General features: G+C 40.8%; 26 protein-coding genes and 1 tRNA gene. 20 read left to right on the forward strand and 7 right to left on the reverse strand.

Annotated elements, in window-relative coordinates; all coding sequences use genetic code 11:
* The first annotated feature begins 4 nt into the window (after window positions 1-4).
* From SMUL_RS01925 to SMUL_RS01950, 6 genes are read left to right on the forward strand one after another with little or no spacing between them, the layout of a single operon-like run.
* The gene (locus SMUL_RS01925; RefSeq protein WP_025343580.1) at window positions 5-739 is read left to right on the forward strand and encodes an LOG family protein; all 735 of its coding nucleotides are present in this window, start codon (window positions 5-7) and stop codon (window positions 737-739) included.
* A 2-nt stretch (window positions 740-741) separates the two neighbouring features.
* Window positions 742-2,430: a hypothetical protein gene (locus SMUL_RS01930; protein ID WP_025343581.1), complete on the forward strand. Its 1,689-nt coding sequence runs from the start codon at window positions 742-744 to the stop codon at window positions 2,428-2,430.
* A 20-nt stretch (window positions 2,431-2,450) separates the two neighbouring features.
* Complete coding sequence (locus SMUL_RS01935) at window positions 2,451-3,380, forward strand: glycosyltransferase family 2 protein (RefSeq protein ID WP_025343582.1); 930 nt, start codon at window positions 2,451-2,453, stop codon at window positions 3,378-3,380.
* The gene (locus SMUL_RS01940) at window positions 3,377-4,069 is read left to right on the forward strand and encodes a WbqC family protein (protein WP_025343583.1); all 693 of its coding nucleotides are present in this window, start codon (window positions 3,377-3,379) and stop codon (window positions 4,067-4,069) included. The genes SMUL_RS01935 and SMUL_RS01940 overlap by 4 nt, the downstream gene beginning before the upstream one ends.
* Complete coding sequence (rffA, locus tag SMUL_RS01945; protein WP_025343584.1) at window positions 4,066-5,199, forward strand: dTDP-4-amino-4,6-dideoxygalactose transaminase; 1,134 nt, start codon at window positions 4,066-4,068, stop codon at window positions 5,197-5,199. Before SMUL_RS01940 ends, rffA begins: the two co-directional genes overlap by 4 nt.
* Window positions 5,199-5,561 (forward strand): EamA family transporter, encoded by a 363-nt coding sequence (locus SMUL_RS01950; protein ID WP_025343585.1) that lies wholly within the window; start codon window positions 5,199-5,201, stop codon window positions 5,559-5,561. The genes rffA and SMUL_RS01950 overlap by 1 nt, the downstream gene beginning before the upstream one ends.
* A gap of 39 nt (window positions 5,562-5,600) precedes the next feature.
* Here SMUL_RS01950 and SMUL_RS01955 read toward each other — a convergent pair whose 3' ends face one another.
* Window positions 5,601-5,924: an EF-hand domain-containing protein gene (locus SMUL_RS01955; RefSeq protein ID WP_025343586.1), complete on the reverse strand. Its 324-nt coding sequence runs from the start codon at window positions 5,922-5,924 to the stop codon at window positions 5,601-5,603.
* A complete protein-coding gene (locus SMUL_RS01960) occupies window positions 5,921-6,745 on the reverse strand; it encodes a DUF4405 domain-containing protein (protein ID WP_025343587.1) in 825 nt (274 codons plus the stop codon). Before SMUL_RS01960 ends, SMUL_RS01955 begins: the two co-directional genes overlap by 4 nt.
* Before the next feature lie 136 nt (window positions 6,746-6,881).
* On the opposite strand from SMUL_RS01960, the gene SMUL_RS01965 reads away from it, so the two are divergent.
* From SMUL_RS01965 to SMUL_RS01975, 3 genes are read left to right on the forward strand one after another with little or no spacing between them, the layout of a single operon-like run.
* Window positions 6,882-7,811, forward strand: a complete 930-nt coding sequence (locus SMUL_RS01965) for a ribose-phosphate pyrophosphokinase (protein WP_025343588.1) — start codon at window positions 6,882-6,884, stop codon at window positions 7,809-7,811.
* Window positions 7,811-9,604 carry a translation elongation factor 4 gene (lepA, locus tag SMUL_RS01970; protein ID WP_025343589.1) on the forward strand — a complete coding sequence of 598 codons (1,794 nt, stop codon included), beginning with the start codon at window positions 7,811-7,813 and terminating at the stop codon, window positions 9,602-9,604. Before SMUL_RS01965 ends, lepA begins: the two co-directional genes overlap by 1 nt.
* A gap of 2 nt (window positions 9,605-9,606) precedes the next feature.
* The gene (locus SMUL_RS01975) at window positions 9,607-10,179 is read left to right on the forward strand and encodes a ComF family protein (protein ID WP_025343590.1); all 573 of its coding nucleotides are present in this window, start codon (window positions 9,607-9,609) and stop codon (window positions 10,177-10,179) included.
* A gap of 37 nt (window positions 10,180-10,216) precedes the next feature.
* On the opposite strand, the gene SMUL_RS01980 is transcribed toward SMUL_RS01975, so the two are convergent.
* The gene (locus SMUL_RS01980; RefSeq protein ID WP_025343591.1) at window positions 10,217-10,723 is read right to left on the reverse strand and encodes a hypothetical protein; all 507 of its coding nucleotides are present in this window, start codon (window positions 10,721-10,723) and stop codon (window positions 10,217-10,219) included.
* Between the two features lie 86 nt (window positions 10,724-10,809).
* On the opposite strand from SMUL_RS01980, the gene SMUL_RS01985 reads away from it, so the two are divergent.
* The 9 genes from SMUL_RS01985 (at window position 10,810) to SMUL_RS02025 (ending at window position 19,834) form a co-directional block, all read left to right on the forward strand.
* Window positions 10,810-11,568 (forward strand): transposase, encoded by a 759-nt coding sequence (locus tag SMUL_RS01985; RefSeq protein WP_025343592.1) that lies wholly within the window; start codon window positions 10,810-10,812, stop codon window positions 11,566-11,568.
* Window positions 11,569-11,646: 78 nt separating this feature from the next.
* The gene (gene gyrA / locus SMUL_RS01990; RefSeq protein ID WP_025343593.1) at window positions 11,647-14,175 is read left to right on the forward strand and encodes a DNA gyrase subunit A; all 2,529 of its coding nucleotides are present in this window, start codon (window positions 11,647-11,649) and stop codon (window positions 14,173-14,175) included.
* Between the two features lie 48 nt (window positions 14,176-14,223).
* Window positions 14,224-14,661 (forward strand): LPP20 family lipoprotein, encoded by a 438-nt coding sequence (locus tag SMUL_RS01995; protein WP_025343594.1) that lies wholly within the window; start codon window positions 14,224-14,226, stop codon window positions 14,659-14,661.
* On the forward strand, window positions 14,637-15,029 hold the full coding sequence (locus SMUL_RS02000) for a hypothetical protein (protein WP_025343595.1): 393 nt from the start codon (window positions 14,637-14,639) through the stop codon (window positions 15,027-15,029). The genes SMUL_RS01995 and SMUL_RS02000 overlap by 25 nt, the downstream gene beginning before the upstream one ends.
* Window positions 15,030-15,056: 27 nt before the next feature.
* Window positions 15,057-16,220 (forward strand): sigma-54-dependent transcriptional regulator, encoded by a 1,164-nt coding sequence (locus tag SMUL_RS02005; protein WP_025343596.1) that lies wholly within the window; start codon window positions 15,057-15,059, stop codon window positions 16,218-16,220.
* 89 nt (window positions 16,221-16,309) lie between these two features.
* On the forward strand, window positions 16,310-17,338 hold the full coding sequence (locus SMUL_RS02010; protein WP_025343597.1) for an aspartate-semialdehyde dehydrogenase: 1,029 nt from the start codon (window positions 16,310-16,312) through the stop codon (window positions 17,336-17,338).
* The gene (locus SMUL_RS02015) at window positions 17,338-17,847 is read left to right on the forward strand and encodes a YqhA family protein (protein WP_025343598.1); all 510 of its coding nucleotides are present in this window, start codon (window positions 17,338-17,340) and stop codon (window positions 17,845-17,847) included. The genes SMUL_RS02010 and SMUL_RS02015 overlap by 1 nt, the downstream gene beginning before the upstream one ends.
* Entirely contained in the window at window positions 17,847-18,869 is a 1,023-nt protein-coding gene (gene hemE / locus SMUL_RS02020) for a uroporphyrinogen decarboxylase (RefSeq protein ID WP_025343599.1), read from the forward strand. Before SMUL_RS02015 ends, hemE begins: the two co-directional genes overlap by 1 nt.
* 11 nt (window positions 18,870-18,880) lie before the next feature.
* Window positions 18,881-19,834, forward strand: coding sequence for a radical SAM protein (locus SMUL_RS02025; protein ID WP_223809750.1), 954 nt, complete (start codon window positions 18,881-18,883; stop codon window positions 19,832-19,834).
* Window positions 19,835-19,857: 23 nt separating this feature from the next.
* On the opposite strand, the gene SMUL_RS02030 is transcribed toward SMUL_RS02025, so the two are convergent.
* Window positions 19,858-21,933 (reverse strand): TRAP transporter permease, encoded by a 2,076-nt coding sequence (locus tag SMUL_RS02030; protein WP_025343601.1) that lies wholly within the window; start codon window positions 21,931-21,933, stop codon window positions 19,858-19,860.
* A gap of 72 nt (window positions 21,934-22,005) precedes the next feature.
* A complete protein-coding gene (locus tag SMUL_RS02035) occupies window positions 22,006-22,959 on the reverse strand; it encodes a TAXI family TRAP transporter solute-binding subunit (RefSeq protein ID WP_025343602.1) in 954 nt (317 codons plus the stop codon).
* Between the two features lie 195 nt (window positions 22,960-23,154).
* On the opposite strand from SMUL_RS02035, the gene SMUL_RS02040 reads away from it, so the two are divergent.
* Together SMUL_RS02040 and SMUL_RS02045 are read left to right on the forward strand one after the other, a co-directional pair.
* Window positions 23,155-23,229 (forward strand) — tRNA-Asn (locus SMUL_RS02040).
* Window positions 23,230-23,417: 188 nt separating this feature from the next.
* Entirely contained in the window at window positions 23,418-24,677 is a 1,260-nt protein-coding gene (locus tag SMUL_RS02045) for a tyrosine-type recombinase/integrase (protein WP_025343603.1), read from the forward strand.
* An 18-nt stretch (window positions 24,678-24,695) separates the two neighbouring features.
* Here SMUL_RS02045 and SMUL_RS02050 read toward each other — a convergent pair whose 3' ends face one another.
* Both SMUL_RS02050 and SMUL_RS16465 read right to left on the reverse strand, forming a co-directional pair.
* Window positions 24,696-24,884: a helix-turn-helix domain-containing protein gene (locus SMUL_RS02050; protein WP_025343604.1), complete on the reverse strand. Its 189-nt coding sequence runs from the start codon at window positions 24,882-24,884 to the stop codon at window positions 24,696-24,698.
* Window positions 24,874-25,632 (reverse strand): helix-turn-helix domain-containing protein, encoded by a 759-nt coding sequence (locus SMUL_RS16465; protein ID WP_025343605.1) that lies wholly within the window; start codon window positions 25,630-25,632, stop codon window positions 24,874-24,876. Before SMUL_RS16465 ends, SMUL_RS02050 begins: the two co-directional genes overlap by 11 nt.
* Window position 25,633 lies beyond the last annotated feature (1 nt).

Genomic DNA, 25,633 nt, shown 5'->3' on the forward strand with positions numbered 1-25,633 from the left:
GACCATGGAAGAACAACAGCACATTAAAGATACCGAACACTCGAACGAATGGAGTGTTCTTCGCATTATGTCCGATTTTGTTAAGGGGTTTGATGAACTTCAAGATCTAGGTCCTTCGGTGACTTTTTTTGGGAGTGCGCGTTTTCATGCCAATCATCGCTATTACCAAGATGCTCATGATCTAGCCTATACACTGGGGCAAAAAGGGTATACCATTATTACCGGTGGCTCCAAAGGGATTATGGAAGCGGCAAATAAAGGCGGATTTGATGCCAAAAATTGTCAATCCATTGGGCTGAATATTAACCTTCCCCATGAACAATCCGGCAACCAATTTACCACAAAGCACCTCACCTTTGACTACTTTTTTGTGCGCAAAGTGATGCTCATTAAATACTCCCTTGCCTATGTCATCTTCCCTGGAGGATTTGGCACGCTGGATGAACTTTTTGAAGCACTCACCCTCACCCAAACGGGTAAAATCACTAAAATTAGCATCTTTTTGTATGGGAAAAGTTATTGGGAAAAACTCTATGATTTTATTGCAACCACGCTTGTGGAGCATCATACGATTCGCCCTGAAGATGTTGAACTGATTACATTAACCGATGATATGGATGAGATCGTTGCCAAGATCGATGAACGCTTGGTGATTTACACCAATGAGCTTAAAAACGATGGCTTAGATCAAAGCCGTCATTACCAAAAAACCGTAGAATTCTTATCCAATCAAGAGTAAGCATGCGCTCACGAATTTCCTTACAAACTCAGGTTAAAAAGTACTTACCCTTCTTTGGTGCAGTGATGCTACTGGGGTTTGTGCTTTATGAAATCAGCTTTTATATTTTTAAAACCTATCGTGCTTTTTTTAATTCAGATGCGGCGATTGCCAATATTTTAGCCGAAGAAATGGTGGTTGCAGAAAGTTTTTTTCCAAGCCATTGGTGGTATGTCAATAACGATTTGTGGATTTTTTACAAACAGATTTTAGTGATTCCTTGGGTGTTAGCGGGTAAAAATGGTTACTTTGCCCATGCCTTTACGGTGTTTGAAGTCAGCATTTTTATGATCGTGTTTATCTACCTCTTTTTACGCTCCCTCATGCTCTCCCGCACCTCTTCGATTATGGGAAGCGTGGTTGTCTGCATTGGGTACTCACCGATGTATCTGCGAGAGCTTTATGGGGAAGCGGCGTACACGTGGTATTTTCTCTTTATGATTGCATTTATGTTTATCTTTCGAAAACTCAGCCCGCATGTGATTAGCAAAAGTACACAAATTAAAGCATTTATTTCATTTATGATCTTGCTGTATCTGCTTGTTCTTGCCAATCCTGTACGCTTTTTTGTCTACTATGTCGCACCTTTTTTTGGAGCATTGGCGCTGAGTATCTACTTTGCGCGGGATAGTCTTAAAACATTTGAACATGCGATGTATCGCCTTTTATCCATTAAACGAATCGTTATTTTTGCGTTTGCCTGTATTGTAATGGTGCTTGCCGCCATGGCACATTTTAATCTTTTGGAGAGCTTGCATTTAGCTGGTGGTGCGAACAATGCAGGTCTGGTTTCGCTTGAAATCTTACCCGTACACGCAGCACACGCTCTTTTAGGACTGCTTAATTTTATTGGTGCGGAGTGGACAGAGGGTGTGCGAGCTTCGTCGCTCGAAGGGGTTATCTCGCTTTTAAAATTTGGACTTTATCCATTTGTTTTGATTATTCCAGCCTTACATGTAAAACGATCTTTTTATCAAATGAGTGCAACGGAGCGCTTTTTTGTGCTCTTCTCATATGTGGGGTTTGCGATTATTTATATTTTGTATTCGACAACGGCACTTCATGAACATGCGTGGGCAGCACGCAATAACATTCGCTACATCTCACCGTTTTTGATGATGATCTTAGTTTGTAATGTCATCATGTGGCGCTTCTTTTCACTGTTTATCAAATTGGTCTTGTCGCTTAGTTTGACGATTGCATTAGGACTTTCGTGGAATTATGTCTCCCCCAAAGAGTGGCGAGGCATTGTCGATGAACGCATTGCTTTGGTTGAAGAGCTTAAGACGCGACATCTTCACTTTGGCTATGCCGAGTATTGGGATTCGCACATTTACACGGTTTTTAGCGATGGAGAGGTCGATATTCGTCCGATTGAATTTAGTGAAACCGAGGGCATGAAACTGGTCAAATGGCTCTCGAGTGACCGCTGGTACCAAAGAGACTCGACCGATGGAAAAGTCTTTTTTATGGTGATTCCAGAAGATATTGATGACATGTACCGTGCCATCAAAGATTTCAATATGCCAGATCCCATTGATCAGTTTAATTATGATAAATATACGTTTTTTGTTTTTGAAAAAAATCCGCTGTACGTGAAGAGAGCTAAAGCTGAAGCTAGGAAGAAAAAGCGTATAATGACGGCTCCCTAATTTACATGTAAAGGTGTTGCGTGGAGTCTGTCAAGATAAGTGTTATCTCTCCTATTTATGGCTGTAAAGAGTGTCTGTTTGAACTCTATGATCGTTTAGTAAAGACACTGAGCCAAATTACTGAAAACTTCGAGATCATTTTGGTCAATGATGCCTGTCCGCAAGCTTCGTGGGAGCGCATTGCGATGTTATGCGCTAAAGATCCTCGTGTCAAAGGCATTAATCTCTCCCGAAATTTTGGGCAACACTACGCCATTACGGCGGGACTTGATCATGCAAAAGGTGAGTGGGTGGTGGTGATGGATTGCGATTTGCAGGACAGACCCGAAGAGATCATCAAGCTGTACAACAAAGCACTGGATGGCTACGATATTGTTTTTGGAAGACGGGCGCAGAGGCAAGATAGTTTTATCAAACGGTTTGGCTCGATGGCATTTAACCGCGTTTTAGAGTATTTCACCGAAACCAAACACGATAATAGCATCGCCAATTTTGGTATTTATGCGCACAAAGTGGTTGAGACGATTAACCGTTACCGTGAGCACAGCCGCGATTTTTTACTTTTTGCTCAAATGGTCGGATTTAAAAAAGTTGAAATTGACATCGAACATGCTCCACGGGTGCATGGCGAATCTTCTTATAATTTCTCAAAACTGTTTCGTTTGGCGATAGATTCGATTATTTCCCACTCCAATAAACCGCTCAGGCTTTCGATTCAACTGGGCTTTTTCATCGCCTTAGCGAGCCTTGTGTATGCGAGCTGGCTGGTGATTCGTTACTTCTTCTACCACACACCCGCTGAGGGTTGGACGAGTTTGATGGTGTCGATGTTTTTTATGTTTGGACTTTTGTTTGCCATCATTGGCATTACAGGGTTGTACATCGGCAAGATTTTTGATGAGGTCAAACGACGACCGCTTTATCTGATTCAAGAGACACTTAATTTATGAAAAAAATAGCAATTTTACAATCCAATTATATCCCGTGGAAGGGATATTTTGACATTATTGGCAGTGTGGACGAGTTTGTTTTGTACGATGATATGCAGTACACCAAAAATGACTGGCGCAATCGCAACAAGATTAAGACGCAAAACGGACTTCAATGGCTCAGCATTCCCGTACGCCAAGAGAGTTTGCATCAAAAAATCAATGAAACGAAAATTACCGATCCCAAATGGAACGTGAACCATTGGCGAAGCATCGCGCAAAGTTATGCCAAAGCACCTCATTTCAAGGCGTATAAAGAGCCGTTTGAAGCGCTGTACATGAGTGCAACGATGGAAACCATCAGTGAGATCAATCGCCATTTTATCGATGCGATCTGTGCGATGCTTGGGATTAAAACAATCATTCGTGATTCCAGGGAATTTGTCTTAGCCGATGGTAAAAGTGAACGCCTTTTAGCGCTCAATCACGATTTGGGTGCCACGACGTATCTTAGTGGGCCTGCGGCAAAGGATTATCTGGATGAATCCATCTTTGTAAAAACAGGTATCAAGGTTGAATGGATGGATTACAGTGGGTATGCTGAATACCATCAGCTGTTTCCACCGTTTGAGCATGGTGTGAGTGTGATCGATCTCATTTTCAACGAAGGCGAAAACGCCAAAAACTTTTTAAAGAGCACAAAACAATGATTCATTTTAATAAACCTCCACGAACAGGAAACGAAGATAAATATGTATTAGAGGCGATGAATAGCCTTAAAATTTCGGGCGATGGTGCCTTTGGTAAACGCTCCCAAGAGTGGTTTGAAAAACGCTATGGTTGTCCTAAAACGTTGCTCACACCTTCGTGCACGCACGCACTTGAGATGGCAGCACTTCTATTGGACATCAAAGAGGGCGATGAAGTCATCATGCCTAGTTACACGTTTGTGAGTACTGCCGATGCTTTTGCACTGCGTGGGGCAAAAATCGTCTTTGTGGATGTGCGAGCTGAGACCATGAATATGGATGAACGTTTGATTGAAGCGGCAATTACGCCTAAAACGAGAGCCATTGTGCCTGTGCATTACGCAGGTGTGGGATGCGATATGGATGTTATTATGGACATCGCGAACCGTCATAATCTTTTTGTCGTTGAAGATGCAGCGCAAGGTTTTGAAGCAACCTACAAAGGCAAACCGCTTGGAACGATTGGGCACTTGGGTGCGTTTAGTTTTCATGAAACAAAAAATGTGACCAGTGGCGGAGAGGGTGGATTGTTACTTATTAACGATGAGCGTTTTTCACAACGTGCCGAGATCATTCGCGAAAAAGGAACGAACCGTAGCCAATTTTTTAGAGGCATGGTCGATAAATACGGTTGGATGGACATCGGAAGCAGTTACCTGCCCAGCGAACTTCAAGCAGCGTATCTTTGGGGTAATTTAGAAGAGGTGGATGCGATTCAAAATCACCGTTTGAATGCGTGGAAAATGTACTATACACAACTTGAAGGTTTGGCTAAAAAAGGGTTGATTGAACTTCCTTTTATTCCTGAGGGATGTGTGCATAACGCGCACATGTTCTACTTTAAAGTGAAAGATTTAGAGACGAGAACGGCTCTGTTAGAGCAGTTTAAAGCGCAAAATATCGGTGCAGTGTTTCACTACATTCCCCTTCACAGCGCTCCTGCAGGGCTTAAATACGGTCGTATGTTTGGCGAAGATGTGTACACGACCAAAGAGAGTGAACGACTGGTTCGTTTGCCACTGTATTATGGCATTACCCATGAAGAGATTGACGCGGTTTGTGACATTTTGATGAAATGGAGTGCATGTTAATGGCGCATTTATACATTTTTGGAACGATCTTTTTTACGGTCTACGGACAGCTCGTCATCAAATGGCGCATCCCTTTTCATGGGCATTTACCCGATGCGTCTGCTGAAAAATTGATTTTTTTGCTCAAACTTTTTTTAGACCCGTTTATTTTAAGTGGCTTTATCTCCGCGTTTGTCGCTTCTCTTTGTTGGATGGCGGCGATGACCAAGTTTGAACTGAGCTACGCCTATCCGTTTATGGGAATGACGTTTGTGGTGGTGTTCGTCTCTTCGGTCTTTTTATTTAGTGAGAGTGTGACGCTTTATAAAATTTTGGGTCTTGCTTTGATTGTGTTGGGTATTGTCATTTCAAGTCGAGGATAAGCGAAGGTGAGGCGAACAATCGCCTCTTTACATGTAAGGCTATTTTCTGCCTCTGTTTTGCCTGTTTTCCTGCATATGTTTTAATTGACCTGTTTGAAACTCTTCTTTGGTCACTTTACCGTCTTTGTTGGCATCAAAATAGGTAAAATCAGGTGAATTAGCAGCGTTTCGCATCGGCATTCCCGCTTTTGCATTCGCACTCATGCGTTCTACTTTAACAGTATCAAACTCCTCTTGGGTCAACATCCCATCTTTGTTGGTATCGTACGCCTCAAATCCGATGGGACCGCGCGTTGTGTCCACAGCATTTAAACTCAAACCGACCAGACTAACCAGTGCTAAGCACATGAAAGATTTTTTCATTTTGACTCCTTTTGGGTAGATGTTTTAAGTAATTCTAAGAGTTCAATGGGCTTTACATGTAAAGCATCAGCGATCTCTTTGAGTGTTGAATCCTCAGTAGCATTAAAGCCTTTTTCTCGGATAAGTTCCAGGGCTTTTTCCAGTGCAAAAGTGTGCTGCATGCTTGCATTTTTGAGCGTTACTTTACCGTATCCTCCACCTTCGCTTAGCGTGGACATTTTGGGTTTAGCATTGATCATATCGAAAATTTGCGCGGGTGATTTGCCATTTTCTTGAGCAATCTGCGCAATCGTTTTGGTCAGATTGACACCCTTGAGCTTAGAGGCGTTTAATTGCGAAACGATGACAGAGACATTGCGTCCCGTTTTTTGGGAAAACTCTTCGAGAGTTGAGAGCTCGGCATGACCGTAAGGTGCTTGGTCGACTTTTTCTTCCCACGAAGCTTTTACCTCCTCTTGAAAGTCCAAAAATTGTTCAAAAGGTGCCCAATAATAGAGTGTTCCTACGATAAAAAGTAGATTCAAACCAAGGGCGAATAAGAACTCTTTGGTGAAAAGTGAAAAGGATTTGGCTCTGTTTTTGAGGTAATTTAAAAGCGATCCCCAGTTGAGGTAGATATGAAAAAACATGCCCAGTAAAAAAAGTACCATAAAGGTTACATGTAAATGGGTGTATTGCGTTTTATCAAGCCCTAGAAGCTCCCAGTTCGTCCAGTTGGCAACCCTGCCTTTGGGCGATAAAAAAAGAATAATACCTGTGTAACTCATGATGAGAAACGAAAAACTGATAGACAAAGAGATAAAACGTCGTAGCGAAGACATAGGAATTCCTTAATTTGCTTATAATGTGAATAAATACTTCTGTTATTATGGCACTTTAATGTTAAAAGAGTGTTAACGCTATCTTAAGTCCCTATTGGGTAAAATAGAGCACTTTTTGATGTAAAGGATATTTCATATGAGAGGCTATAAAGTCTTTGCAGGAACGGCAAATCCAGAGTTTGCAAAACGAGTGGCAAAACATCTCTCTCTGCCTCTTTCAGCAGCGGAGATTAAACGATTTAGCGATGGCGAAATCAGTGTTCAAGTCAGTGAAAGTGTACGTGGAAAAGATGTTTTCATCATTCAATCCACCTGTGCACCAGCGAATATTAATTTAATGGAATTGCTTATTTTAACCGATGCGTTGCGAAGAAGCTCCGCCAACAGCATTACAGCCGTTGTGCCTTACTTTGGATACGCAAGACAAGATCGAAAAGCAGCCCCTAGGGTTCCGATCACAGCCAAATTGGTCGCGAATATGATGCAAACCGCAGGCATTGATCGTGTTGTAACGATCGACCTTCATGCCGGTCAAATTCAAGGCTTCTTTGATATTCCCGTCGATAACCTTTATGGCTCAATCGTCTTTAATGACTACGTGAAAGCTAAAAATCTCAAAAACCCTATTATCGCAAGTCCTGACATCGGTGGCGTCGCTCGTGCAAGAAGCTTTGCAAAACTCTTGGGTGTGGATATGGTCATCGTCGATAAACGTCGTGAAAAAGCCAATGAGTCTGAGGTGATGAACATCATCGGTGACGTCACGGGCAAAGATGTGATCTTGGTGGACGATATGATCGATACGGCTGGAACCATCGTCAAAGCGGCTGAAGTCTTGAAGAAAAAAGGGGCTACGAGCGTGATGGCATGTTGTACACACGCGGTCTTAAGCGGACCTGCGTATGAGCGCATCACCAAAGGTGAGCTTGATGAATTGATTGTCACGGACACCATTCCTCTCAAAGAAGCCAATGATAAAATCAAAGTCCTTAGCGTCGCTCCTGTTTTTGCAGAAGTCATTCGTCGTGTCTATCACAATGAAAGTGTCAATGGTCTCTTTGTTTAATGCAGAAATATATTCGTAACTTCTCAATTATCGCTCATATCGACCACGGTAAAAGCACACTTGCCGATCGTCTCATTCAAGAGTGTGGTGCAGTGAGTGCGCGTGAAATGACCGCGCAGATGATGGACACCATGGACATTGAAAAAGAGCGTGGCATTACCATTAAAGCGCAAAGTGTTCGTCTGACGTATGTGAAAGATGGACAACCGTATATTCTCAATCTTATCGACACTCCTGGTCACGTTGACTTCTCGTATGAAGTAAGCCGTTCCTTAGCTTCGAGTGATGGAGCGCTTTTGGTCGTCGATGCCTCTCAGGGCGTTGAAGCACAAACCATTGCCAATGTGTACATTGCCTTAGAAAATAACTTAGAAATTATCCCAGTTCTCAATAAAATAGACCTTCCTGCAGCGGATCCTGAGCGTGTGAAAGATGAGATCGAACATACCATCGGGCTTGATTGTTCGGAAGCTTTGAGCGTGAGTGCGAAAAGTGGTATTGGTATTCGAGAACTGCTTGATACGCTAGTCGATAAAATTCCTGCTCCCATAGGCGATGAAAATGCCCCGACTAAAGCGCTTATTTACGATAGCTGGTTTGATAACTATCTTGGCGCACTTGCACTTGTCCGTGTTTACGATGGCTCGATCAAAAAAGGGCAAGAAGTTTACGTGATGGGTACGGGCAAAAAGCACGAAGTGTTAAACCTGATGTATCCGCATCCGCTTGTGCTTGAAAAAACACCGATGATTAAAACGGGCGAAGTGGGCATTGTCGTACTTGGTCTTAAAAACGTAGGCGATGTTAAAGTAGGTGATACGATTACGGATTTTCGTAACAAAACGAAAGAGCCGATAGCAGGCTTTAAAGAGGTTAAACAGTTTGTATTTGCGGGACTTTACCCGATTGAAACCGATAAATTTGAAGAACTCAGAGACGCGCTTGATAAGCTAAAACTCAATGACTCAAGCATCTCGTATGAGCCTGAAACATCCGCCGCACTGGGATTTGGTTTTAGGGTTGGATTCCTTGGGTTACTTCACATGGAAGTCATTAAAGAGCGTTTGGAGCGAGAGTTTGACCTTGATCTCATCGCCACCGCACCAACGGTAACCTACAAAGTCAAAACGACCAAAGGCGTTGTTTTAGACATTCAAAACCCAAGTCAACTGCCACCGGTGAATGAATTTGAAGAGATTCAAGAGCCGTATGTCAAAGCAACCGTTTTAACACCGACAGAATTTTTGGGCAACATTATCATTTTAATGAATAACAAACGGGGTATGCAAAAAAAGATGGACTATCTTAGTCCTGAGCGTGTACTTTTGGAGTATGAAATTCCTCTTAATGAAATCGTGATGGATTTTTACGACAAACTCAAATCGGTCAGTAAAGGCTACGCCAGCTTTGATTATGAGCCTATTGGGTATCAAGTCGGTGATTTGGTTAAGCTTGATTTGCTTGTTGCAGGTGAGCCTGTGGATGCACTTTCCATCATTGTTCCAAGGGTTAGTGCGCAAACCAGAGGACGCGATTTTGTCAAAGCGATGAAAGAGATCGTACCACGACAGCTTTTTGAAGTGGCGATCCAAGCGAGTATTGGTACCAAAGTTATCGCACGTGAAACCGTTAAATCGATGGGTAAAAACGTTACTGCTAAATGTTATGGTGGCGACATTACCCGAAAGCGAAAACTGCTTGATAAACAAAAAGAGGGTAAGAAACGTATGAAATCCATCGGTAAAGTCCAATTACCGCAAGAGGCGTTTCTCACCATTCTCAAAATTGACTAAAGATGCGTTGCCATCTCTGCCTTGGGCTTAGCTGGCAACCGCTTTGTAAGAATTGTTTAGAAACCATTCTGGCTCCAACTCCCGCTTTTAGAATTTTGGAGAGTGGGCTTAAAGTCTACTCTTTTTACAGCTACAGTGACATAGCCCCACTGCTTCACACCAAACACACCTACATCGGCGCTAAAATCTTCGCTCAATTAGGACATCACACTTTCTTTGAATTTTTAAAAACCTTTGAGTTGCCAAAAGGCATTTGCGCCATTCCTATCGACGATCATGTGAGAAACGGCTATTCGCACAGTGCGATTTTAGCCAAAGCGACCAAGCCTTTTTTAACGCCACTGTATGGAAGTTTAAGGGCGCAAAATCATGAGAGTTATTCAGGTAAAAGCAGAGCCTTTAGACAAGCCAATAAACGGGATTTCATCCTTACATGTAAAGATGAAATCGATGCTATTTTGATCGATGACATCGTTACCACGGGAAGTACTTTGGAAGAGGCGCATGAGACACTCAAAAAGCATGGTGTCAATGTTTTGTTTGCCCTAGTGTTGGCAGATGCCAAAGAGGGTTAAAGAAGAAAGCTAATAATTAGCCTTCAGATAAGCTTATTTATATATTAGCACAGGAACGCGTATCAAGTGTCGATGGGCAATTCTTTTCTACATGTAACTTTATCATCAGCAAGAACAGTTGATACATATCTTTGTCATTTGCCTTCGCAATTGTCTTTAATGTATCTTCAACATGTTCAATTTTCACATGATGTTCCAAAAGCTTTTGTTGCAAAAATGTGGCGTCACAATGAAATAGGACACAGAGTTCTTGAAACGATTGGTTTTTAGTGTTGCGAATCAGAAAATCTATGTTCTCTTCATGATGGATGTGTGTGTTCAAAAAAATGGCAACACACTCTTGTAAAAGTTTTCGAATCGTACAGCGTCGAAGCCACGCATGGACACCTAAAAGCACAATAATAACCAGCGCTGAAAGTTTGTGTAAGAACAGATTGGAAGGGGTAGGATGGTTCAGCACAAAAGCGATACCTGTTATATAAAGAACACCAAACATCACCAAAATTGCTACAATAATCAAGACTTTTAAAACAGATTCATTCATGCATATTCTTTCAAAAAGGGGTCAGGGCTAAACTTTTAACTTTTTAACATTCTGTGGTACAATTTTAGCAAAAAAAGAGGGTAAATATGCCACGAAGATTGCGCATCGAAAATGTGGGCTATCATCACGTTTACAACCGAGGTGTTGCCAAGGGGAAGGTTTTTGAAGATGAAAAGGACAAGGCGAAGTTTATTGAACTGATGGCAAGTGCTGCTAGGGAGTACAAGTTTAACATTCATGCGTTTTGTTTGATGGACAACCACTATCACATTTTAGTGCAAAACACACGTGAAAATCTCTCTTCTGGGATGCGCCAGCTTAACGCACAGTATGCGAGTTACTTCAATAAACGCCATGATCGCGTAGGGCATTTATGGCAAGACCGCTTCAAATCATGGTACGTTCTAGATATAAAATATCTTTTTACCCTCTTTAAGTACATCGAAAACAACCCCGTAAAAGCAGGGATGAGCCAAAAAATAGGCGAATATATGTATTGTGCAACGTACAGTATTTTAAAAGATGCCGTGCCACCTTTTTTGCAAAATTCGTTTGTTTTGCGCGATTACAATACTAAAGAGTTATTGGATCTTTTAAGCATTTCTCTAAGCGTGGCAGAACGTTCAACTATAGATGCGTTTCATCAAACAAAATACAAACACGAAGAGGGACAAATTGCGCCTTTGCACAAAGAGATGCTTGAAAATTATTTCTTACATGTAAAGAGTAAACAAGAGCGAAACGAAGCAATCAAAAAAGCCTATGAAGATGGGTACAGCAAAAGTGAGGTTGCACGAAATTGCTCTCTAAGCGTTGCAGGAGTCAGTAAAATCCTCAAAAGTTAAAAATTTAGCCCTGACCCCTATGGAAATGAAAGGTAAAGTAAAGTACAATCAAACAATTTTATATTGCAAGGTTAATGAATGGATAATATTTTTGATTCGAACCAAGACATCAAAACGATTAGTATTGAAGAGTCGATAAAGACCAGTTATCTTGATTACTCGATGAGCGTTATCATCGGTCGTGCACTTCCAGACGCACGTGATGGACTCAAGCCCGTACACAGACGAATTTTATACGCAATGAACGATCTTGCGATCTCTTCACGTAGTCCGTATAAAAAATCGGCACGTATCGTCGGTGACGTTATCGGTAAATACCATCCACACGGTGACACCGCGGTGTATGATGCACTTGTTCGTATGGCTCAGCCGTTTTCAATGCGTATTCCGATTGTTGATGGGCAAGGAAACTTTGGTTCAATAGACGGTGATAGTGCTGCTGCGATGCGTTATACCGAAGCACGTATGACACCACTTGCTGAAGAACTTCTTCGTGATCTCGATAAAGATACCGTTGATTTTGTACCCAACTACGATGATAGTATGAGTGAACCCGATGTTCTTCCAAGTCGTGTTCCAAACTTGTTGCTGAATGGTTCAAGTGGTATCGCAGTTGGTATGGCAACGAACATTCCTCCACACTGTTTGGATGAACTTTTAGATGCACTACTTCTTTTGATTGAAAACCCAGAAGCAACACTTGATGAGATCATGGAGTTTATTAAAGGCCCTGATTTTCCAACCAGCGGTATCATCTTTGGTAAAAAAGGCATTCTTGAGGCGTACCGAACGGGACGTGGTCGTGTAAGAATACGTTCTAAGGTGCATATTGAGAAAAAAGGCAATAAAGACATTATTGTTATTGATGAGCTTCCGTATCAAGTTAATAAAGTTCGTTTGATCGAGCAAATTGTAGCACTCGTCAAAGAAAAGATGCTTGAAGGTATCAGCGAAATCAGAGATGAGAGTGATCGAGATGGTATTCGCCTTGTCATTGAGCTTAAACGTGAAGCGATGAGTGAGATCGTGCTAAACAATCTTTATAAATCAACCAATCTTGAAGTCACATTTGGTGTTATCTTACTTGCAATTTATAACAAAGAACCAAAAGTCTTTACGCTTATCGAGCTTTTAAAACTTTTCTTACGTCACCGTAAAACGGTTATTATTCGTCGTACGATTTTTGACCTTGAGAAAGCGAAAGCGAAAGCGCACATTTTAGAAGGTCTTAAAATCGCGCTTGATAACATTGATGAGATTATCGCCCTTATTAAAGGCAGTGCGGATACCAAAAGTGCGAAAGATGGCTTGATCGAACGCTTTAACCTCAGTGAAGTTCAAGCAGGTGCGATCCTTGATATGAGACTCCAACGTCTAACTGGACTTGAGAGAGATAAGATTGAAAATGAGCTTGCCGAGCTTCTTCAAGAGATCGCGCGTCTTAGCGATATTTTACGCAGTGAAGCGCTTTTAAATGCGCTGATTAAAGAAGAGTTAGTTGAGATTAAAGATAAATTTAAATCAAAACGTATCACTGAAATCGTCGATGATTACGATGATATCGACGTGGAAGATTTGATCGCCAATGAGTCCATGGTTGTGACTATTACACACCGTGGTTACATCAAACGTGTTCCACTCAAACAGTATGAGAAGCAAAAACGTGGTGGTAAAGGCAAAATCGCTGTTACGACGTACGACGATGACTTTATCGAAAGCTTCTTTGTCTCTGATACCCATGATACACTCATGTTTGTGACGGATCGCGGACAACTCTACTGGTTGAAAGTCTACCGAATTCCAGAAGGAAGCCGAACCGCAAAAGGTAAAGCAGTCGTGAACCTCATTCAGCTACAAGCGGATGAAAAAATCATGGCAATCATCCCAACAACCGACTTTGATGAGACCAAATCATTGGCATTCTTTACCAAAAACGGTGTGATCAAACGTACGAACCTCAGTGAATTTAAAAATATCCGCTCCGTGGGTGTTAGAGCGATTACTTTAGATGATGATGATGAGTTAGTCACCGCAAAAGTGGTCACCCATGACACAAAATACCTTTTCATTGTAACGAAAAAAGGTATGTGTATCAGATTTGAAGTAGGTGACGCCAGAGAAATTGGAAGAACTGCACGAGGTGTTACAGGCATTCGCTTTAAAGAAGAGAATGATAGAGTCGTTGGTGCTGCTGTGATTTACAACGATCAAGAGGAGCTTTTAACCGTAACGGAAAAAGGTATTGGTAAACGCACTACTGCAGATGAGTACAGATTACAAGGTCGTGGTGGTAAAGGTGTTATTGCTATGAAGCTTACGCCAAAAACAGCCGATCTAGTGGGTGTTGTTATTGTTGATGAAGACAAAGACCTTATGGCACTGACCAGCAGTGGTAAGATGATCCGTGTGGATATGGAAACAATCCGTAAAGCAGGGCGCAATACCAGTGGCGTTAAAGTTGTCTCGGTTGAAGGCAAAGATGTGGTTCAAAGCCTTGCACGTTGCCCTAAAGAAGAGATTGACGAAGGTGACGAAATTTTTGATGATGAAGAGAGTTCAAACGATGGCAGTTTGATTGTCTCAGATGATGCGCCAAGCGATGAGTAATTGGAATGGTAGTTGCTTAAAGATAAAAAAATATTTAAAGGTGTAGCTATGAATAAATGGTTTGTGACACTTTTGGCAAGTTTAGGTTTGATATTAGTGATTTCGGGTTGTTCCTCAAAGTCAGAACCCGCAAAAGATCCAAAAGCGGCAATGTATGATTTTAGCAACGAAAAATCATTTGTCGTTTACGGTGAAGGAATTGCGCCCAAAAATACAGTTTCTCCTGCACAAGCAATAGCCCTTGCAAAACGAGCCGCCATCACAGATGGGTATCGTCAACTTGGAGAGAAGCTGTACGGTGTGAAAATTAATTCAACTGAGACTGTTCAAGATGCTGCGTTAAAAGACTCTCGTATCACAGCACAAGTCAGCGCACTTGTTAAAGATGCAGCCATAACAGATGCAACCTTTAGAGATGGTCTGTACAGCATAAGAATGGAAATTACAATGAGCGCACGTAGGTGGCACGAACTTTTTGCCTATTAATTTTAGGCACAACACAAGCACTTTTTTGCAGTGATCTTTTTTGGTTTTCATACAAAATTGTCACTGCAAACAGTATTGTGATTTATGAGCAAAAAAATATTGCTCCTGTCATGATCCCTTTTGAAGGCAAAGCGCAGAAGTTATGCACACTGCCATTATCAAATACGCAAAATCTTCCAAAAGAGCTGTTTTTGCGAAAACACTTTGATACGATTCTCCCTTGTTTTTATCAGCTCTCCTCACATCTTCTTGCATGGAACGAACAACATCTCAAATACGGCAATGACAGAATAGAGTTGGTGATCGAGCCGGTACGCTTTACAGTAGACTTTAAAGATGAATTTGCTACCATAAATGCCATTAGGTAAAACTCTTTTTGGCAGGATTGATTCAAAATGCATGTTGCAATTGTAGAAGATGATATAAATATGAGAAAATCCCTAGAAATCGCTCTAGGTGAGTATGAAGAATTTAAAATTTCTACCTACAAAAGTGCATTGGATGCTCTTAAAAAGATTGATTCAAGTGTTGATTTGATCGTTACGGACATCAATATGCCAGGCATGGATGGCATTGAGTTTATTAAAAAACTGGATGGGCAGTATGATATTATTGTCATCACAGGCAATGCAACATTGAGTCGCGCCATTGAGTCCGTGCGTTTGGGTGTCAAAGACTTTTTAACCAAGCCTTTTGAGATCGAAACACTCGTTGAAGCGATCAAGCGACACGATAAAATCCGAACCAAAGTTAAAGAGAGTTTTGAAAAGATCGATAGCACCAAAGAAGAAAATGGCGATTTTATAGCCACTTCACCCGAGCTTGAACAAGCACTCACGATTGCAAGAAAAGCGGCAAAAACGGATGTCAGTGTTCTTCTTTTAGGTGAAAGTGGTGTGGGTAAAGAGCTTTTTGCCAATTATGTGCATAAAAACTCTCCACGAGCTAAAAATCCGTTTGTAGCAATCAATATGGCGGCCATTCCTGAAAATCTTTTAGAGAGTGAGCTTTTTGGCTACGAAAAAGGTGCCTTTACTGACGCTATTGCGGAGAAAAAGGGCTATTTTGAAGTTGCCAATGGCGGAACGCTTTTCTTGGATGAAATTGGGGAAATGCCGATGATGCTTCAAGCTAAGCTTTTAAGGGTCATTCAAGAGCGTGTGATGGTGCGTGTGGGTGGCACAAAAGAGTTGCCGATTGATGTGCGTATTGTTTCCGCAACGAATGCCGATATTAAACGAAGCATCAAAGAGGGTCAGTTTCGTGAAGACCTGTACTACAGGCTCAATACGATTCCGATTGAAATAGCACCTCTTCGACAACGCAAAGAGGAGATTTTACCGATTTGTGAAGTCATTTTAGAGCGTGTGACGAAGAAATATGGTCTGCAAAAACGTTATTTCTCTGGGGAAGCGGTGGAGTCTTTGATGACCTATCGATGGCCAGGGAATATAAGGGAGTTGATCTCTGTCGTAGAGCGTGCCGTGATCTTAAGTGATACCGAAGCGATCAGTAAAGAAGATCTCTTTTTAGAGAGTCGTAATTGGTTTAGTTCGTAAAGATAGCAACACATAGACTTTTTTGATAACTTAATACCAACTCTATTGGGTTATTAAAAAAGTCTCACATAAAAAATAAGGTAAGAGAAATGAAAAAGTACAATGTAGCAATCGTTGGAGCTACGGGTGCGGTTGGCGAAGAGCTGTGTAGAGTTTTAGAAGAGGTTGACTTTCCTGTCAATAATCTCGTTCCCCTTGCAAGCAGCAAAAGTGCAGGTCTTGAAGTTGAATTCAAAGGTAAAACCTATAAAGTGATTGAGCTTACAGAAAAAGCGTTTGATGAGAATGATGTTGAGATCGCATTTTTTAGCGCTGGTGGTGACATCTCAGCGCATTATGCTCCCTTTGCAGCAGAAGCAGGAGCTGTGGTGATTGACAATACCAGCCATTTTAGAATGGATCCCGATGTTCCATTGGTCGTACCTGAGTGTAATCCAGGTGACATTGACCAATGGCAAAACAGAGGTATTATCGCCAATCCAAACTGTTCAACGATTCAAATGGTACAAGTTTTAAAACCACTCGATGATCTCTTTAACATCACTCGCGTTGATGTCGCAACCTACCAAGCGGTCAGTGGTGCAGGCAAAAGCGGTATGGAAGAGTTAGTCAATCAAATGCAAGACTTTTTCGCGTTCAAACTGGATCAATGTGAGCCAAAAACATTTGCGCACCAAATTGCACTCAATGTCATTCCTCATATTGATGTTTTTATGGACAATGACTATACCAAAGAAGAGATGAAAATGGTCAATGAAACTCAAAAAATCTTGGGTAAAAAAATGGAAATCAGTGCAACATGCGTACGCGTTCCTGTTATGAGAAGTCACTCTGAAGCAATTACGATTCACTTTGAAAAAGATGTTAATTTAGAAAAAGCCATTGAAGCACTTCAAAATGCAGAAAATGTTGTGGTTTTGGATAACCCCGCTAAAAAAGAGTACCCAATGCCTATCATCTCAACTGATACCAATGAGACTTACGTGGGAAGAATTCGTAAAGACATCAACCGCGACAACATCCTTCATTTATGGTGTGTTGCCGATCAAATTCGTGTAGGCGCTGCGACCAATGCGATTAGAATTGCACAAAAATGGATTAAGAGAGAAGAGGCTTAATGTTAGAAAAACTTTTTGAGAGAGGGTTATGGTCGACACGACTGATGACTCTCTCAGCGGTGATCTTTAGTATTTTAGCAGCCTTTGTACTCTTCTTCTTAGCCAGTGCAGATTTGTATCATGCTGCTGTTTCAACGTATCAGTATTTTTTTATGGGGATTCATCCTGCAGATTTTCATGCAGACCTCGTAGCAGAGATTATTGGCGCAGTTGATCTTTATCTCATTGCGCTTGTTCTTTTGATTTTTGGATTTGGTATCTATGAGTTATTTATCTCCGATATTGATGTGGCGAAAGATATAGGTGGCGATAAAGTACTGTATGTAAGCTCTTTGGATGAACTGAAAGATAAAATTGCAAAAGTTATTGTGATGGTATTGATTGTTAACTTTTTCCAACGTGTGCTTCACACAGATTACAAAGGTGCGTTAGAAATGCTCTATTTTGCTTTTTCTATTTTAGCACTTTCCTTAGGGCTTTATTTTTTACATAAAGGTGGAAAACACTGATGATTTTTGTTGATGCGTGTTTTGGTAAAAAAACGCCCTATACGCCTGTATGGATGATGCGTCAAGCGGGGCGTTATTTACCTGAGTATATGAAAGTACGTGCACAAGCAGGAGACTTTTTGCGTTTATGCAAAGACCCTGAAAAAGCCTGTGAAGTGACCCTTCAACCTGTGGATATTTTAGGCGTTGATGCGGCTATTTTATTTAGCGATATTTTAGTGGTTCCCTTAGAAATGGGTATGGAGCTTCAGTTTTTAAAAGGCGAAGGTCCTGTTTTTTCACACCCGATTACTAATCAAGCGGATTTAGACAAACTCAGTGTTGAAAAAGCGATCGATGGCTTAGCATACGTTTATGAGACGATTAAACTGATTCGCGGAAAATTGGCTGCCGATAAAGCCCTCATTGGTTTTTGTGGCGCTCCTTGGACACTTGCGACGTATATGATCGAAGGGCAAGGCACTAAGACGTACGCTCTTGTGAAGAAAATGATCTATTCTAATCCTCAATTTATGCATGCCCTTTTGAAAAAAGTCACTGAAGTGCTTAAAGGCTATATGGAGCGTCAGATTCAAAGTGGTGCGAATGTCGTGATGATCTTTGACTCATGGGCAGCAGCGCTCGAAGAGAGTGCGTATTTTGAATTTAGCTGGTCCTATATGAAAGAGATAAGTGCGTATTTGAAATCAAAATACCCGCATGTTCCTGTGATTTTATTCCCAAAAGGTATTAGTGGCTATTTGGATAGAATCGATGGTGAATTTGATGTTTTTGGCGTGGATTGGTCAACACCGATTGAGCTTGCTAAAGCAAAATTGGGAGGCAAATATGTCCTTCAAGGCAATATGGAACCCACACGTCTTTACAGCAAAGAAGCGATTGATGAGGGCATTGAGCATATTGTCACGGTTATGAAAAACGAGAGACATATCTTTAACTTAGGGCATGGCATCTTGCCTGATATTCCTGTCGAGCATGCAAAATACTTCATTAAACAAGTCCAAACTCGCACCAAAATCTAACCATTCTGTGCTTGGAAAGTCCAAGCACACTCTTTACATGTAAAGGATTTCCCATCAGTCAAATTATCTTTGGACCCATTACGTCTAGACGTTTTGGGCAATCCCTTGGCATAGACCTTAGTCCCTCTTCCAAACAGTGCAATTTTGACTGCCTTTACTGCGAACTTAAAGGGGCAAAAACAGTCGATAAAGTGAGCGATGCACCTTTGGTCAAAGAAGTCTTAAATGCGCTTAGTGAGGCATTGCTCAAACATCAAAACCTTGATGTCATTACGCTGACAGCCAATGGCGAACCGACACTTTATCCTGACCTTGATGCCTTGGTTGATGGTATCGTAAAGATCAAAAAAGAGACTAAACTGCTGATTCTTTCCAACGGATCAACAATTATGGATCTTTCCATTCAAAACATCCTCTCAAAACTAGACATTGTCAAACTCTCTTTAGATTGTGTGAGTCCACAATGCTTTAAAAAGCTTGATCGTGCGCATAAAGGTATCGAGATTAGCCAGATTATCGAAGGCATGAAAAGCTTTAGAACGCGTTATTTGGGTGAATTGGTCATCGAAATTTTAGTCGTTGAAGGGTTAAATGACACCGAAGAGGAGTTTCAAGCTCTGAGTGCAGTTTTGCATGACATCAAGCCCGATCGCATCGATGTTAGCACGATTGATCGCCCGCCTGCTTATGCGGTGAAAGGGGTGAGTATCGAGCGTTTAGTAGCGCTTTCAAGCCTTCTTGAAAGCTTACATGTAAACATTGCTTATAAGAAAAATTACATACCACAAAAGCGTCATTTTAGCCGTGAAGAGATACTCGAGCTTCTCAAGCGCAGACCGCAAAGTTTTGAAGATATCGCTCTGTGTTTTGATGATCAAAGTCTTGAAAATCTCCATCGTTTGGTCGAAGAAAAGCATTTACATGTAAAGAATATTGCAGGGGTGAGTTTTTATAAAGTACTCTAGTGGGCGATTTTGCCCACTAGAAATTATGCAACCAATCGCTGTTGTTTTTTGTACTTGATGCGTTGATTAAAATAGATAAATCCATACAGTCCAAGACCAATCACATAAGAGATGTAATGGCTTGGCAATCCAAGTTGTGTAGCCATAATCTTTGGTAACATTAAAAATGGAATAACAAGAATCAACCCGATACGTTCAATCGTATTGATCTTCATTAAGATAAAACTTTGCGTGGCTGAGGTAAAGGCAAACATACCGAGTATTGCTCCTCCAAAAATGAGTGCTATCTCAAACGGATTGGTGATCCACAACCATTTAGACGCGTCGTTTGGATCTTCTGGATCGACACCGCCGATGAGCAGAAGTTCATTATTGAAGAAGAACATAAACGGTAATATTCCTGTTCGTATATCATAAATAAACGATTGAATACCCGTAACGATAGGATCACTCTTCGCAATCGCCGCCGAGGCATACGCTGCCATACCTACAGGAGGCGTGTCATCGGCTAAGATACCAAAATAGAAAACAAACATATGCGCTGCAATCGTTGGAATAAGATAACCACTGTTGCCTGCTAATTCCATAATAATGGGTGCCGTTAAGGCTGCCATAACGATATAATTTGCGGTGGTTGGAAGCCCCATACCCAACACGAGTGAGACAAAAGCTGTCATGAAAAGAACGGCTAAGATGTACCCACCTGAGAGATTATCAATCACTTCGGCTAGAACCAATCCAATGCCCGTCAGTGTCACAGACCCTACAATAATGCCCGCAACTGCCGTTGCAATGGCAATAGAAACCATATTTTTAGCCCCCATGACCATGCCATTTCCAATATCGGCAAAGCCTTCAGTAATAAGGGGAAAGGTTATTTTTTCTTTATTCAAAAATGCTTTAAAAGGTTTTTGAACGACCATGATGACCATCAAAAACATAATGGCACTAAAGGCGGCACTTTGTGCGGATTGTCGTAGGACAATGAGTGTGTAAATCAAGAAAAAGATCGGAATAAGATAGTGAATCCCTCTGATGAAAATAGGCCATGTACGTCCTAGGACACTGGGGTCTTCACCTTTGAGACCGTGTTTTTTTGCTTCTAAGTGAACGATGTAAAACAGTGCGGCATAACATGTAAAGGCAGGAATAAAGGCTGCAAAAACGATGTCAGTATAATCAAGCCCTAAAAACTCCGCCATAATAAACGCAGCAGCACCCATAATTGGAGGCATGAGTTGACCATTAACCGAAGCGGCTGTCTCAACAGCGGCAGCTTTGTGTGCGCTAAAACCAAGGCGTTTCATCAATGGAATCGTAAACGTACCAACGGTGACGGTATTGGCGATGGATGAGCCTGAGATCATACCAAACATTCCCGAAGCCGCAACGGCTGCTTTGGCAGGACCTCCATCGTATCTTCCTAAAATGGTGTACGAAACTTTGATGAAGTATTCACCTGCTCCTGCTTTGTCAAGGAGTGAGCCAAAAAGAACAAATAAAAAGACAAAACTTGCACTAACACCCAGTGGAACACCAAAAATGCCCTCGGTTGTGAGTACCATTTGCCCCATAATTTTATTGATACTTGCACCTTTGTGCGCGATCATTTCAGGGAGATAAGGACCAAAATAGTCGTAGAGTAAAAAGACAACTGCCGCAAGCATCAAAGGTAGACCCATAACCCTTCGCGACGCTTCAAGGACGATAAGAAGTGTTGTAACACCTACGATGATGTCCATCTGTGTCCAAGCACCTGAACGCATCGCAAGATCTCTGTAGGCATACCATTGGTATAAAACTGCCGCAATGCCTACAAGCATAATCACAAAATCATACCATGTGATCGTCGATCTTAGTTTTGGGCTTTTACTAATAGCATGCATCGCAAACGCAAGGGCGATACCAAAGGCTAAGTGAATCGCTCTAACATGAGCACTGTTGCCTGGATCGATGACAATATAAAGTTGGTATAAAGACCAACAAAAAGCAATGCTTGCGACAAACCAGTATTGCCATGTATTGGTTTCAAAATCTCTATGACCTTCAAATTCGCTGATGAGTTTCGCATCATCCAGTCGTTCTTCAAGTGTTTTCACGCGTAAACCTTTATGTCAATCTGTAAGGCTTCTTTTTTCAAAAAGCCTTACATGTAAGAATCGTTTGGAGTATTATTTAAGCAGACCCGCTTCTTTAAATGCTTTAATCGCACCTGGATGTTGTGGCACGCTTAAGCCCTCAAGTAAGCTCTCTTTGGTAATCGTTTTGTATGAAGGGTGAAGCTCTTTAAATTTGTCAAAGTTCTCTAAAATCGTTTTGACAACTTGGTAAACCACTTCATCTTTGACTTTGCTGCTGGTCACAAGAACGGCTTTAACACCAATGCTTGGAACGTCCTTTGGCACACCTTTGTAGTAAGTACCTGAGATGGTGCCTTTGGCATAGTAAGGGTATTTTTTAACCAACGCATCAATCGCAGGACCATCGATAGGAACGATGTTGATGTCTACAGAGTTCGCCGCATCTTTGATGTTAGCGGTTGGATGACCTGCAACGAAGAAGTAACCATCGATGTGGTTGTCTTGAAGCATCGTTGGACCTTCGGTCGATTTAAGTTCATTGACAAGCGCTAAGTCGGAGCGTTTGATGCCAAGCGCTTCAAAAATAACATCAACCGTCATGTTGGTTCCAGAACCTGGTGAGTCTAGGTTGAGCTTTTTACCTTTTAGATCCGCCATCGTTTTGATGCCTGATTTTTGACTGACAACAAGGGCTAGAAGTTCTGGATAAATGGCAATCGCACTACGAAGTTCTGGCACAGCCGCGGTACCTTCAAACTTACCTTCGCCTTTAAATGCTTGGTAAGCCGTATCACTTTGTGAAATACCAAAATCAAGCTCGCCCGCTTTGATCGTATTCACATTGTAAACCGAACCACCTGTGGACTCTACAGAACACCTGATGTTGGTCTCTTTTTTGTTCTTGTTCACCATCTGACAGATGGCACCACCCGTTGGATAGTACGTTCCTGTAACGCCACCCGTACCAATCGTGATGAACTCTGCTGCAAACATAGGAACGCTAAACGCTCCAGCCAATACCAAGCTAATAAGTTTCTTATTCATAGGGACTCCTTAAAATTAAATCTTTTTATCCTACAATGTTTCTTCTTACCTTTTCTTGAATGAATCAGCACACGCGTGTAAGATTTATGTTATTTTTAAGATTTGTGTGACAAAAAACTTTTTAACCCATTTTATTAAAATACGTCTTGACAATAAAGTATTTTTTAACTATAATTTCGACCTCATTCAAAGTGTTCCGAATTAGCTCAGCGGTAGAGTAGGTGACTGTTAATCACTTGGTCGCTGGTTCGAATCCAGCATTCGGAGCCACTCTCTTTTCTAATACAATCTAATAAAGTCTAAAAATTCCCTAAACATCGAGACTATGGCGATTTTGTTCGTCTATTGAAATCCAGTAAAAACCAATACCATCTACGACATTAATGTACTTTTTAATGTACTTCGGATAAGATTTATAAAAAGCTTCCTAAAAAAGTACATTAAGAGATGAGAAAACCATGGCAAATAGGCGTGTTGCTCCACTTAACGATACACTTATAAAAACAGCCAAACCAAAAGAAAAAGACTATACCCTCCCTGATGGCGATGGATTACAACTACTTGTTAAAGCTATTGGTTCTAAAGTATGGGAAGTTCGCTATACGATTAATGGTAAAACAACAAAAACAACTATTGGTACATATCCTAAAGTAACTCTTGCAAATGCTCGAAAAATTAAAGATCAATACAAAACTACTGCAATGGAAGGTCTTAACCCTACCCACTTAAAAAAACAGGCCAAATTAGAGCAGGAACAAGACACTCAGGGGCAATTTCATTTGGTTGTCTATGATTGGCTTAAAACGCTTAAACAGGCACCTACAACACTTCATAAAAAAACGCGTAATTTTGAAAGAGATGTCTTCCCCTTCTTTTGCCAATACGATAAGTACCAAAATATCACTTCATCGTGCCCCATTAAAGAAATAACACATAGTCAAATTTATGATGTTGTTAAAACTAAAGAAAACACTTCCATAGATACAGCTAGGAGGCTTTTAAATGATTGCAGAGATATCTGGCTATATGCAATTCATAAAGGGTTGGTTGAAACGAATGTAATTGCAAATATTTCAAGAAAAGGGTTAGCCAAATATGAGGTGACACATCATCCAAAGATTACTGATGAATCGATTTTAAAAGAGCTTATACAAGCAATAAATAATTATTCTAGTCTTCTTACACGCTATGCACTTCAATTTGTATTGCTTAATCCTCTAAGAGTTGAAAATTTAGTAACTCTGAAATGGGAATATGTTGATTTAAAAAAAGGAATTATTACCATTCCTCGTTCAGAAATGAAAGTAAAAAATAAAAACTTTAGTGATTTTATTCTTCCTCTATCTACGCAAGCAGTATCCCTAATGAAAGAAATTTATCAATTAACAGGTTGGGGTACATGGGTTTTTCATGGTACAGATCATACTCAACCAATGAATAAAGAAACGTGCAATCGGGCTTTAGAACGTATGAGATTTAATGATGAAGAAGCAGGAAGAAGGCAAAGAACACACTCTTTTAGAGGTACTTTTAGAAGTTTAGCAGAAACATATGAGCAGCAGCATGGTGTCAGCGAAGCAAGTAGAGAGGCATGCTTAGATCATCACGAACAAGATGTTAAAAAACGTGCTTATACACACAGAGCAGATTATACTGCTCAAATGAAAATACTTATGCAGTGGTGGGCTAATTTTATCGATAAATTAACCCACCACTAAAATATAATCAATAGAGAGCTATATAGAATTTTGATAAATAAATGAAACAAGGTCTTCTTTTTTTATCAAAGTGGTTCTTGGCGTTGGTTTTAAAGTTTTAATTTTGTTGTTTTTTATGTGGAGCCATAAGGTTGATAGACCAATACTAAGGAACTGTGCTGCCTCTTTTGGGCGAAAGAATTCTTTTTCAATTTGATTATTTTTCATGATGTGCTCTTTGATTATTTTGAATTGTTGCTTGTTCAAAAACTTGAAGTTTTTTCTCATAAAGATATTGCCATACGTCAAGGCTTTCCTCACTATTGACTAATTTGCCAGTGTGTAAACTGTGGATATACCCACTTTTTAAACAAAAACCTGAATGTTCGTTTGAGTAACCTAGTTTACCCGCTATACTGAACTTAAAGTTTGGACAAAACTCAATGAGTTGTTTTCTAAAATTTTTTAAATCAACTCTCTCAAGAGAGAGGTTAAATGAAGATTCATAATGATGTTTAAGTGATGGTTCATATAGTTGTCCACCTGGTAGACTACCCTTGTCTATGGCGTTGACTACCCCTAGTCCACTTGGTAGACTACCCTTGTCAACACCATTGACTACCTGTGGAGCGTTAGTGTTTTTAAACTTTTTCATATCTTCTAATAATTTTGCTTCTTCAATTTTAAAGCTAAAAAGATCTTCATGAAATTGATACAAATTGGATGTATTACTACCATTTTCTCGTTTTCTTTTGTTTTTAGAGACATAACCAATTTTAATGACTCGGTCCATGCTATTCAAGAGCCCTTGTTTTGAAAAAAAGCATTTTTTTTGTATTTTAGATAAGCTTGGATAACATTCACCATCATCATTAGCATGGTCAGCAAGAGCAAGAAGTAAAAATTTATCATCTCTATTAATTTCAGCATTGATTTGCGATAGCTCCCAGACAATCGACATAATCTTAATACTCATT

This window comes from Sulfurospirillum multivorans DSM 12446, from assembly GCF_000568815.1.
GTDB classification, from domain to species: Bacteria; Campylobacterota; Campylobacteria; order Campylobacterales; family Sulfurospirillaceae; genus Sulfurospirillum; species Sulfurospirillum multivorans.